This is a genomic window from Mucilaginibacter sp. HD30 (assembly GCF_054061755.1).
Genome location: NZ_JBSSEO010000001.1, coordinates 109,350 through 121,206 on the forward strand (window position 1 = coordinate 109,350; position 11,857 = coordinate 121,206).

Here is an 11,857-nt window from a genome sequence, read left to right on the forward strand (position 1 = left end):
AATGCAAAGAACGGTTTTAACGTTTTTAATAATTTTTGGACTGGCAAGTGCGGCATGTGCGCAACGGCCGGACTTTAGCCCGCCTAAAAGCAAGGCCGATAGTGTTAAGGCTAAACAGGACTCGCTAAAATCTAAGGTTTTTGCTCCAAGTATTGTCGATGAAAAAATATATCATCCGGATAGTACGCATAGCCCGCGAAAGGCGGTTATGCATTCGCTCATGATACCCGGCTGGGGCCAGGTTTATAACCACAAATGGTGGAAAGTGCCTATCGCTTACGGTGCCCTGGGCCTAATTGGCTGGGCTTATGCCTTTAATCAAAAATACTATGCAGAAAATTTGGCTATAGCACAGTATCGCAAACGCGGCTACGTACCAAAGGCTACTGATCCTTATTACGAAACTTATAATCAATATGCACAGTACGGTTATTCCGACGCCACCATTAACGATGCCGTTAGAGGTTACCGCCGTTACCGCGATCTAAGTATTTTGGGCTTTGCAGGTATGTGGGGCATACAAATAATTGATGCTTATATTGATGCCAAATTTATCCACTCCTACACCATGGATAATAATTTGTCGTTCAGGGTAACTCCGCAGTTGATGACCCAGCCAATGTATGCTTATGGCATCCAGAGTGCTTATGTTCCGGGTTTAAAAGTTACCTTTACACTTAGATAAATTTTTAACCACATTAAAACCTCCTGTCTTTTATAAGAAAGGATCAATACGAGATGAAAATTGCATTATTAGGTTACGGCAAAATGGGTAAGATCATTGAAAAGATAGCCCTTGACCGTAAGCACGAAATCGTTTTAAAAATAGATCACGATAACATAAACGAATTAACTGCAGACAACCTGCAAAAGGCCGATGTTGCAATAGAATTTAGCACACCGCACACGGCGTTAGCAAATATAACGCAGTGTTTAAATGCCGGCGTGCCGGTTGTAGTGGGTACAACTGGCTGGCACGATAGCCTGCCTGCCATAAAACAACGTTGTGAACAGGAGGGCCTTGCATTTATTTACGGTACCAATTTTAGTGTGGGCGTAAATATATTCTTCCATGTAAATAAAATGCTTGCCAAAATAATGAACGGGTACAGTTATTATGATGTGCAGGTAGAAGAGATACACCATACCCAAAAGCTGGACTCGCCAAGCGGAACGGCCATAACCATTGCCGAGGGCATTATTGAGAACCTTGATGCGAAAAAGCAATGGGTAAACGTTTTAACTGCCGAGGGCCTGGAAGGGACAGACAATATAACTGCTGACGAAGTTTTAATAGAATCATACCGTATTGACAGTGTACCGGGCACCCATACCGTTATTTACGACTCGGAAGTAGATGCCATAGAATTTAAACATACCGCCCATAACCGCAACGGCTTTGCTTTAGGCGCCGTTATAGCTGCCGAATGGATACAGAATAAGCAAGGGTTTTATTCTGTAGAAGATATGTTTGATTTTACCCTAAATAATAGATAACATTGACACGATATTTTAAAAACAAATGAACTGGAAATTCTGGAACAGAAAAAAAACTAAAACCGCCGATAAAAAGAAAAAAAGCACTACCCGCGAGTGGACAGATGCTATCATCTTTGCCGTTATAGCTGCTACCCTTATACGTACCTTTTTTATTGAGGCTTATACTATACCTACGCCATCAATGGAGCGCTCACTGTTAGTAGGCGATTTTTTGTTTGTAAGTAAGTTAAATTATGGTCCGCGTACACCAATGACGCCTATCGCGTTCCCGTTTGCGCATCATACCATGCCCATTATTAATACCAAGGCTTATTGGGATGGTTGGGAGTTAGGCTACCATCGCCTGCCTGGTTTTAGCGAAATTAAGCGCCAGGACGTTGTAGTGTTTAACTACCCTATGGAGGCCGATTCGCCTTATTTGCGCCCTGTAGACAAGCGCGAAAACTATATTAAACGCTGTATAGGTATTGCCGGCGATACGGTGAAACTGATAGATGCGCAGGTATATATCAACGGCAAAGCTGTAGAAGACAAGCCCGGCCAGCAAATTGATTATGATGTTACAACAAGCGGTGTAGATATTAACCCCGAGGTTTTAAGGGAGCTTCACGTTTCTAACTATGAAGGCAACCCGTATTACACCATGACCAAGGAGGCTGCCAACACTATAAAAGGTTATTCAAACGTAACTTCTATAAAACCGCGCGTGCAGCCTAAAACCGGCGGCGATCAGGGTGTTTTTCCGGTAGACTTTAAATATGCTAACGACCATAAGTTTGGCTGGAATGTTGACAACTTCGGGCCGGTAATTATCCCCAAAAAAGGATGGACTGTTAAATTAGATAGCTTAACCCTGCCTCTTTACCGCCGCGCTATCACCGTATATGAAGGTAACATCTTAAAAGAGGAGGGTAGCAATATCCTGATAAATGGCGTAAAGACCGACACCTATACCTTTAAAATGAATTATTACTGGATGATGGGCGATAACCGTCACGATTCGTTGGATTCGCGTTTCTGGGGTTTTGTTCCCGAGGATCATATCGTTGGTAAAGCCTTATTCATCTGGATGAGTTGGGATAGCGATGGATCTTTCTTTAGCAAAATACGCTGGAACAGGTTGTTTAGAGGGATAAATTAAGAGCCCACAGCCCCCTAAAGGGGGAACTAAGAGTTTTTGAGCCTTGCGGTATACCGCAGGGCTTTTTTGTGCACAAACAATAAGTTCTTAAGTGTTAGTCCGGATTTATAATCCTGGACTCAAAACGCAGGCGGATTTGCAATCCGCGTAGAAAAATCCTTACATTTAATTATGGGCTTTAAATACCGTATCACAGCTAACGACGAATTATACTTTTTAACAATAACTGTTGTAGACTGGATAGACGTATTTACCCGTAAGGAACTTTGTAATGATTTAGTGGAATCGCTAAAATATTGCCAGCAAAATAAAGGACTGATTATTTATGCATGGTGTTTAATGCCAAGTCATTTACATTTAATAGTATCCGTTAACCAGGGTGAGTTCACACTTTCAGATGTAATGCGCGATTTTAAAAAATTTACCTCAAAAAGAATCATCCAATCCATAATTGAAATTGCTGAGAGCAGACGCGAGTGGTTGCTACGGCATTTTGCTTATGCCGGAAAATATAATCCCAAGATAAAAAACTATAAATTTTGGCAGGACGGTCTGCATCCTATTGAGTTGACAACGTCTAAATTTATAGAACAAAAGATCAACTATATTCATGAAAACCCTGTAACGGCAGGTATGGTATACAGGGCCGAAGATTATGTATTAAGTTCGGCAGCTCAATATGTAGGTGAGTATAACGCAATGCTTGAGGTTACAGTACTTGAAGATATTAACACCGGATTACGGGGATTGCAAATCCCCTGAAATTTAAGTCCGGGATTATAAATCCGGACTAACGTGAAATTTAAGTCCGGGATTATAAATCCGGACTAACGTGAAGGCGAGCAGAGTCTCTTAGCAAAAGCGTTTCAATTATAAGCGTAAATCGAACTATTTCGCAAACAATTAATTTCCATTTATTTAATGAATATCTACAGGTAAAAAAACTGACTTAAAAGTAGTTTCATGGCGTTTCAATAGTGGAAGTCAACTAACTGATAATCATTGACCCAGCCGAAAATCGCGTTTCAATCGTTTCTTCCGTGTCGTATGTTTTTGTGAAACGCCACACGTGTTCATTTACCCGCCAAAGTTCCCCCTTCAGGGGGTTAGGGGGTTAACGTTTAGTTTTTTGGCCACCTCATTCAAATCATCCACCACAGCATCAACCAGTGGTATACCATTAGCGCGGCGGTCAATTTCCGCTTCAAACTCTGGCTCGCCTGGTATAATTACCTTTTGATCTTCGTTAACGCGCGATGCCGATTTAAAGCGGCTTATCCAGTTATCGATATGGTCCTTAAAATCCTGAGCCGGGCGGAAGCCATCTATCCGCATAGCGCCCACAAAATGGCCAATGCCTGCGCCTACGGGGTCGGTAGGCGGTTCTAAAAAAGCCACAAAAGGCGGCACCCAGGGCCCGTAGTTAGCACCCGAAAGTACACCCGACAAAATATCAACAGCAGCAGCCAAGCCAAAACCTTTATGGCTGCCATGCTCGCGGTCGCTACCTAATGGCAGCAAGCCGCCACCACTTTTTAACGCAAACGGATCGGTAGTATAGCTGCCGTCTTTGGCTTGTATCCAGCCTTCCGGCACGGGTTTGCCTGCCCGTTGCGCTATCTCTAATTTACCATTGGCCGCCGCGGATGTAGCCATATCAATAATAACAGGCGGGTATTTACCTGCCGGGAAACCGTAGCAAATAGGGTTGGTGCCTAACATACGTTCGTTAGAAAAGGTAGGCACCACCAACGGACTTGCGTTGGTTAAGGCATAGCCTATCATGTCCTGCTCAACAGCCATTAAGGCATGGTAGCCCGCTATGCCAAAATGGTTAGAGTTACGTATAGCCACCCATCCCGAACCGTATGTCTGTGCTTTTTCAATAGCCAGTTGCATAGCAAACGGCGCCACTACCAGGCCCAAACCCGCGTCGCCGTCAACAGTGGCGGTGGTGGCAGTCTGGTGCACTATTTTTATATCGGGTGTGGCGTTGATGCGCTTTTTCTCCCACAAACGTACATAGCCTGTTAAACGCGCCACTCCGTGAGAATCTATACCACGAAGATCGGCAAGCAGTAATACATTTGTTGCCAGTTCAGCATGTTCCGCACTGCAACCCATGGCTAAAAATATCCCGTTTGTAAATTTGCGTAAAGAGGTTTCTTTGATGAGCATTCACAAATATATTGCTTTCCGCACCATTGCCGTACCAGCTTTTTAATACAAATATTAATCCCTATCTTGTTTCCCCCCGTTATAACATTAGCTATCGGGTAAGAAAAAAAGAATGACAAACCACGAAATAAAAATATCCTTTCAGGAATACGAGTCGGTAAAAGAATTGGATGCGGCAGATCAGCAGCTGTGCCAACAGGCGGTAAATGCTATGGAAAACTCGCATTCGCCTTATTCAAAATTTAGAGTGGGAGCGGCCCTGCGTTTGCAAAGTGGCAAAGTTATACTGGGCAGTAACCAGGAAAACGCGGCCTATCCTTCGGGTTTATGCGCCGAGCGGGTGGCGCTGTTCCATTGGGGCGCCAACCATCCCAATGACCCTATTGAGGCCATGGCTGTAACCGCGTTCACCGAAGAATTTGCGCTGCTTAAGCCGGTAGCTTCCTGCGGATCATGCCTGCAGGTGCTGGCCGAGTACGAGAAGAAGCAAGGCACCCCTGTAAAAACCATATTGTATTGCCTTGAAGGGCCAACCTGGGTAATTAACGGCATTGAAACGTTTTTGCCATTTTTGTTTTTTGAGGAACGCCTAAACGGTTAACAATTATGAAAAGACTTTTTTTATTTGCGCTTCTAATCACTTGCATTTACTGCGGTGCGTATGCACAGCTAAGTTTCCCTTTTGCTAATGAAGTTAAGCAATTTCAACACCAGGATAGTCTGAATTTCCCTAAGCCGGGTGCTGCTCTTTTTGTTGGCTCATCATCAATAAGGCGCTGGGCCGATATAGAGCAGCGCTTTGCCGGTGTACCTATTATCAACAGGGGCCTTGGCGGCACAGAGATTGGTCAATGGGTGAGCTATTATGTGCCTTATATGGTAACGCCTTATCAACCAGGCAAAGTATTTATCTACGTAGGCGACAATGATTTGGCTAAAGGAAAATCTGCACAGTATGTAGCAGATCAGTTTAGCCTGCTTTGGCAAATGATAAGAGAAAAGCTGCCTGATGCCGAGATCTATTTTTTAGCTATCAAAAAAAGCCCCGCCAGGGCTAATGCATATAATAATGTAGTTATAGCTAATAACATGATAAAAGCATTTATAGCTACAAAAGGCAAAACGCACTTTGTTGATACCGCTACACCTATTTTAAAAGCAGGCACCGCTCTGCCAGATTCTGCTTTATTTGTTCAGGATATGATTCATTTTAACAGCAAGGGTTATGACAAATGGGAAGCCGTTTTAAAGCCCTACTTAAAATAAAAAACCCGCATTTTGGGTGCGGGTTTTTCTATATGTTTTTTATAGTTAATGTACGCTTTGCGGATATACCCGCTCAATCTCTACAGCATCAGGCGCGGTGAGCATCAGCGGTACTTTTTCAATCGTAACAAAGCTTAGGTCAAGCCCAAAACCGCGCTCTTCAGACAGACTCAGGTTTTTTAAGTAGCTGTAAAGTAACATGGTTAACTTTTCGTAAAGCGATAAGTTATGTGAGCGCGACAATACTTTTTCAATCACAACAAAACGGAAATCGCCAACAATTTTATGTTTATTTAAAGATTTGTAGGTGCTTGTTATATCAACCTCGCCATTTTTTACCAGATCCTCCACAACACGACGGAACAGCAGGTTTATCTGCTGCTCTACCCTGAAACCTAATTTAAAGTCTATCCTGATGAGTTTGTTGGGCACTAAAACGTCAACTTCGTATTCGCGTTTGTAAGGTTCATCCACCACGTCAACATGCACCAGCCAATATACATCTGCCCGTTTAGGCTGTTTTTGAAGGATGGAGTAAATAATTTTAGATTCAACTTCTGAGTTGAAATTGGCACTGGTTAAATACACCAGTTGCGATGCATATTTAGGTACGGTTTCATCGTCGCTTAACTCCTTTAAAATGCCGTAATAATCCTCTATCTCAATAAATTTAACATACCTGTTGCGGATTTGACGAGCGTGATGCCAGGTCCACATTACTATGAAAAGAACCAAGCCCATTGAAAGTGTGAACCAGCCGCCTTCTGCAAATTTACCCAGGTTACCCACCAGGAACGTTCCTTCAATAAGCAGGTACATAACCAGGAAGAGTGCAACCAGATATTGCGGTACTTTTTTGCGCGTTAAAAATTTGGACACCAATATGGTGGTCATTAACATAGCCAGGGTAATACTTAACCCATAGGCTGCTTCCATTTTTGACGATTCTTTAAATAACAATACCACGCCTATACAACCCAGGCAAAGTATCCAGTTTATGCTGGGTACATATAGCTGACCTTTTTGTTCGCTCGGGTATCTTATTTTAACCTTGGGCCATAAGTTTAAACGCACGGCTTCGGCTATTAACGTGAAAGAACCAGATATAAGCGCCTGGCTGGCAATAACAGCAGCGGCCGTTGCTATGGCTATCCCAATTATTAAAAATTGTTCAGGCATTATCTGAAAAAACGGATTGAGTTTGTTAAGATCAAGTACCTGGCCATCATGTTGCAATAGCCATACCGCCTGCCCTAAATAGTTTAATATCAAACAGGTTTTAACGTATATCCAGCTTATTTGTATGTTTTTGCGCCCGCAATGCCCAAGGTCTGAATAAAGGGCTTCGGCTCCGGTGGTACATAAAAAAACCGCACCCAAAATAGCAAACGCCGAAGGATTGGTACTTAACAATACAAACGCATAGTGAGGGCTTAACGCTTTTAATACCGCCGGATGCTGCCATATAAAATGAATGCCTAAAACACCCATCATGGTAAACCAAAGAAACATTATAGGGCCAAAGGCCTTGCCCACCAATGATGTGCCGAACTGTTGAATAATAAACAGCATAGCTATAATGATAATAACTATAGCTTCGGTGTATATATTGGGGTAATAGGTCTGTAGGCCTTCAATTGCTGACGAGATGGTAATTGGTGGCGTAATTATACCATCGGCCAGCAAAGCACAACCACCAATAATGGCCGGCACTATTAACCATTTTGCCTTGCGTCTGACCAATGAAAATAAAGAGAAAATACCACCCTCGCCTTTGTTATCAGCGCGAAGTGTTATTACTACATATTTTAATGTGGTCTGCAAGGTAAGCGTCCAAAAAATACAGGACACACCGCCGTATACTAATACTTCAGAGATACTTTGCGAACCGACAATGGCTTTAAATACGTATAGCGGTGAAGTACCTATATCACCGTAAATTATTCCCAAACTGATCAGGAGCCCGGCGGCTGACAGTTTTGACAGATCTTTATGTTGCGACACTATTTTTTGTTATAAAAAGCCCAAAATTAAAAAAAATATGATTACCAGAGATTATAAAAAGCTTAGAACTAATTTTTAGTAAAATCGTATAAATCAACTACTCAATTAAACCTTGATTGTTAAAAAGTGTTAAAATGGGTAACAAAATTATCTGTTTTAAAAGTAATGAAGCGTTTATTTATACTTTTGCGTGGGATTTAATATGAGGAGACTTTTTACGTATACATGTTTGTGCATAAGTATCATCGCAATAGTGGTGCCTGCAAACATTGCGCGTTCATTTGCCGCCCCTCCCCAACAACGCGATACTACTTTCAACGTTTTCCCAAAAAAGAAAACCAAAAAGAATGCGCTTAGTTTTACCGTGCCACCGTGGAAAGCAGGTACGATATCAAATATTAAGTTAAGCGTACCTAAACCCGACGATAAATTGCTGAGCGGCATTGAGATTTATCCTAACCCAATAACCGACCAGATAAACCTGCGCTATTCTATATCAAGAAACACCAATGTAACCATAAAAATGGTTGATGTACTGGGTAATGACGTACTTACACTGTTTTCAAGAAGGGTTGACCCCGGCGAGCAAACAGGTTCTTTCCCTATAAGTAAAACAATGAACAAGGGGTTTTATTTTATACGTGTAATAGCCGGTACGGAATCTGTTATAAAGCGGATATCCATTTTGTAATTAGTGAAGGAATGAATTATTGAATGAGTGAGTAATTGTAATTATTCGATTGCCGCATCAGTAATTATTCTTTTTATCATTATTTTGGCCGGCGAAGCATTCACTCAATCACTCATTAATAACTATGAAGATCATCGCTATCGGCCGCAATTATGCAGAGCATGCTAAAGAACTTAATAACCCTGTGCCAACTTCGCCGGTTATATTTATGAAGCCTGATACCGCGTTGCTAAAAGATAACAAACCTTTTTATCACCCAGATTTTTCGCAGGATGTACACCATGAGATTGAAGTTGTATTGAAAGTAAGCAAAGAGGGAAAACACATAAGCGAGAAATTTGCAGGGAGTTATTTTGAGGAGATTGCCCTCGGCATTGATTTTACCGCCCGCGATATTCAGCAGCGCCAAAAAGAAAAAGGGCTACCCTGGGAACTTGCCAAAGCGTTTGATAACTCTGCGCCGGTTAGCAATTTTGTACCCAAGTCACAATTTGCTGATCTGTATGCCATTAATTTTAATTTGGATGTAAATGGCGAGAGCAGGCAAGTGGGTAACACTAAAGATCTTATATTTTCTTTTGAATACCTTATCTCTTTCGTTTCCCAATACATCACCCTAAAAAAAGGCGACCTGATATTTACTGGTACCCCCCAAGGCGTTGCCAAAGTAAACATAGGCGATAGGTTAGAGGGTTACCTTGAAGGCGAAAAGCTACTGGATTTTTACATAAAGTAGTTAAACAAAATACCGAATTTGGGCTTATGTTATTTGTATAACATATTAACTGTTCAATTTAAAAGCAGCAAAACTGCTTTGTCCATTTTCTGCTGATGAATAAACTTTTAACCCTGATTTTTTTAAGCTGTGCTTTTTTTGCAAATGCCCAAACCATACAAAGCAGGCAATATCCGCAAGGGTTTTTTAAATACCCGCTTGATCTTGCGCCAAGTACCGCTGGTTCATTCGGCGAGTTAAGGCCCAATCACTTTCACTCAGGGCTTGATTTTAAAACCAACCAGCGTACCGGGTATCCTGTACATGCGGTGGCTGTTGGGTATATCTCAAGACTGCGCGTGCAGATTGGTGGCTTTGGCAACGCTATTTATATTACGCATCCCAATGGGTTTACCAGCGTTTACGGGCATTTACAGAGTTTTAGTCCGCAACTTGCTGAGGCTGTGCGGCAGGCTCAATACAACCAACATAAATATGATGTTGATTTTCAGGTGCCTCCGTTGCATATGCCGGTAAACCAGGGGCAGGTTATTGCCATATCTGGTAACACAGGCGCCTCTGCCGGGCCGCATCTGCATTTTGAGCTGCGCGACGCTGCTACCGAGCAAACCATTAATCCGCAACTGTTTGGATTAACCATAGCAGATAAAGTGCCGCCAACAATTACAGCAGCCGCAGTTTACCAGTTAGGCGATAAGCCATTTAGCGAGAATACACAACACAAACTTTTGGCTGTTACCGGTAATGCCGGCAATTACCGGCTAAGCAAACCGCAGGTAATAGAAGTTAGCGGCAATACAGGTTTTGGTATAAGTGCAACTGATGTTAACAGCACTTCGGCCAACCGCAACGGCGTGTACTCAATTGAGTTAAAAGTTGATGGGCGCACTGTTTATACATTTGCGGTGGAGCGCTTTGCCTTTGATCAGACGCATGCCATCAATGCCTATATTGATTATCCTACTTATTTATTGCAGGGCAGGCAAATACAAAAGTGTTTTATAATGCCCGGCAGTAATATTTCGCTGTACCCACAATCAGAGAACCGGGGTATTGTAACTTTTAATGACGTGGCCGAGCACGATGTAGCGTACGTGGTAAAAGACATAGCCGGTAATACATCAACGCTTAAATTAAAGGTGCGGTCGGTAATTAAACCATCTGTTGCTGATGCACCTGTAAAAGGCACATTGTTTAGCTACAATAAAAAGAATGATTTTACTACCGATAAAGTTAAAGTAAGCGTAACGCCCGGTAACTTGTATGATGATGTAGACTTTAACTATACATTGCTACCCAAACGTGAGGGCGCTTTTTCTGCAACGCACCGCATACATAACCGTTTTACACCAATTCATGAAGATTTTGAGCTTTGGATAAAGCCGGATGCGGATATGGGCAAGCTAATTGAAAAAGCTGTAATTGTAAATACTGCCGGTTATTGCGACAGTACAACCATAGACGGAGCGTTCCTTAAAGCTACTCCCCGCGTTTTTGGCGATTACTATATCAGGGTAGATACCGTTGCGCCAGGCATTACGCCCATCAATATACAAACAGGTAGCAACCTGGCGGCAGCAAAGAAGGTGTCTTTTAGGTTAAGCGATAATCTATCGGGCATAAAAAGTTATAACGGCTATATTGATGGTAAATGGGTTTTAATGGAGTGGGATTATAAAACACGCGTGTTAAGTTATACCTTTGATAGCGCTGTTGCCGCAGGTAAGCACTTGTTTGAGCTAACCGTAAGCGATTATAAAAACAACGCAAGACAATTTAAAGCCGAATTTTACAGATAATGTCACAATTAAAAGCAGGCGATAAAGCGCCCGGGTTTACCGCTAAAGACCAGAATGGAACGCCGGTTTCTTTGATCGATTTTAAAGGAAAAACCGTTGTACTTTATTTCTACCCGAAAGACGACACGCCTACCTGCACGGTAGAAGCCTGCGATTTCAGGGACAATTACCAGTCGTTGCTTTCTAAAGGCTATCAGGTAATTGGCGTAAGCGCAGATGACGAGAAATCGCACAAAAAATTTATTAAAAAATACAGCTTGCCTTTTCCCTTACTGGCAGATACTGATATGAAAATTGTAAATGCTTACGATGTTTGGGGCGAAAAAAAGCTTTTCGGCCGCGAATATATGGGCATTATACGCACAACATTTATTATTGGTGCTGATGGCGTTATTCTGCATGTTATTGATAAAGTTGATTCGCAGGCAGCATCACAGCAGGTGCTTGATCTGGTGGGATAGCCCAACCCTCTCCGGAAGGGAGGGCTTTTTGATTTTACATTAAGAACGTCAAAAGTCTCCTCTGCCGGGGAGATTTAGAGA

At 42.3% G+C, this 11,857-nt stretch carries 12 protein-coding genes; 10 read left to right on the top strand and 2 right to left on the bottom strand.

Going from position 1 to position 11,857, the window contains the following annotated elements; genetic code table 11:
- Position 1 precedes the first annotated feature (1 nt).
- The 4 genes from ACVW2L_RS00530 to ACVW2L_RS00545 all read left to right on the top strand — a co-directional run bounded on the left by ACVW2L_RS00530 (position 2) and on the right by ACVW2L_RS00545 (position 3,403).
- Entirely contained in the window at positions 2-685 is a 684-nt protein-coding gene (locus ACVW2L_RS00530; protein ID WP_457125993.1) for a DUF5683 domain-containing protein, read from the top strand.
- 53 nt (positions 686-738) lie between these two features.
- Positions 739-1,497 carry a 4-hydroxy-tetrahydrodipicolinate reductase gene (gene dapB / locus ACVW2L_RS00535; RefSeq protein ID WP_457125994.1) on the top strand — a complete coding sequence of 253 codons (759 nt, stop codon included), beginning with the start codon at positions 739-741 and terminating at the stop codon, positions 1,495-1,497.
- 25 nt (positions 1,498-1,522) lie between these two features.
- On the top strand, positions 1,523-2,641 hold the full coding sequence (gene lepB, locus ACVW2L_RS00540) for a signal peptidase I (RefSeq protein ID WP_457125995.1): 1,119 nt from the start codon (positions 1,523-1,525) through the stop codon (positions 2,639-2,641).
- Positions 2,642-2,812: 171 nt separating this feature from the next.
- Positions 2,813-3,403: an REP-associated tyrosine transposase gene (locus ACVW2L_RS00545; RefSeq protein ID WP_457125996.1), complete on the top strand. Its 591-nt coding sequence runs from the start codon at positions 2,813-2,815 to the stop codon at positions 3,401-3,403.
- A gap of 336 nt (positions 3,404-3,739) precedes the next feature.
- On the opposite strand, the gene ACVW2L_RS00550 is transcribed toward ACVW2L_RS00545, so the two are convergent.
- Positions 3,740-4,819: an Ldh family oxidoreductase gene (locus tag ACVW2L_RS00550; protein WP_457125997.1), complete on the bottom strand. Its 1,080-nt coding sequence runs from the start codon at positions 4,817-4,819 to the stop codon at positions 3,740-3,742.
- Positions 4,820-4,931: 112 nt separating this feature from the next.
- On the opposite strand from ACVW2L_RS00550, the gene ACVW2L_RS00555 reads away from it, so the two are divergent.
- Together ACVW2L_RS00555 and ACVW2L_RS00560 are read left to right on the top strand one after the other, a co-directional pair.
- The gene (locus tag ACVW2L_RS00555) at positions 4,932-5,420 is read left to right on the top strand and encodes a cytidine deaminase (RefSeq protein ID WP_457125998.1); all 489 of its coding nucleotides are present in this window, start codon (positions 4,932-4,934) and stop codon (positions 5,418-5,420) included.
- A 5-nt stretch (positions 5,421-5,425) separates the two neighbouring features.
- On the top strand, positions 5,426-6,085 hold the full coding sequence (locus ACVW2L_RS00560; RefSeq protein ID WP_457125999.1) for a GDSL-type esterase/lipase family protein: 660 nt from the start codon (positions 5,426-5,428) through the stop codon (positions 6,083-6,085).
- 45 nt (positions 6,086-6,130) lie between these two features.
- Here the strand turns inward: ACVW2L_RS00560 and ACVW2L_RS00565 are convergent, their stop codons facing one another.
- The gene (locus ACVW2L_RS00565; protein ID WP_457126000.1) at positions 6,131-8,089 is read right to left on the bottom strand and encodes a KUP/HAK/KT family potassium transporter; all 1,959 of its coding nucleotides are present in this window, start codon (positions 8,087-8,089) and stop codon (positions 6,131-6,133) included.
- 202 nt (positions 8,090-8,291) lie between these two features.
- On the opposite strand from ACVW2L_RS00565, the gene ACVW2L_RS00570 reads away from it, so the two are divergent.
- From ACVW2L_RS00570 to bcp, 4 genes are all read left to right on the top strand, one after another.
- Complete coding sequence (locus ACVW2L_RS00570) at positions 8,292-8,780, top strand: T9SS type A sorting domain-containing protein (protein ID WP_457126001.1); 489 nt, start codon at positions 8,292-8,294, stop codon at positions 8,778-8,780.
- 124 nt (positions 8,781-8,904) lie between these two features.
- Complete coding sequence (locus tag ACVW2L_RS00575) at positions 8,905-9,516, top strand: fumarylacetoacetate hydrolase family protein (protein ID WP_457126002.1); 612 nt, start codon at positions 8,905-8,907, stop codon at positions 9,514-9,516.
- A 95-nt stretch (positions 9,517-9,611) separates the two neighbouring features.
- Positions 9,612-11,315: a M23 family metallopeptidase gene (locus tag ACVW2L_RS00580; RefSeq protein ID WP_457126003.1), complete on the top strand. Its 1,704-nt coding sequence runs from the start codon at positions 9,612-9,614 to the stop codon at positions 11,313-11,315.
- The gene (gene bcp / locus ACVW2L_RS00585; RefSeq protein ID WP_457126004.1) at positions 11,315-11,776 is read left to right on the top strand and encodes a thioredoxin-dependent thiol peroxidase; all 462 of its coding nucleotides are present in this window, start codon (positions 11,315-11,317) and stop codon (positions 11,774-11,776) included. The genes ACVW2L_RS00580 and bcp overlap by 1 nt, the downstream gene beginning before the upstream one ends.
- Positions 11,777-11,857: the final 81 nt, after the last annotated feature.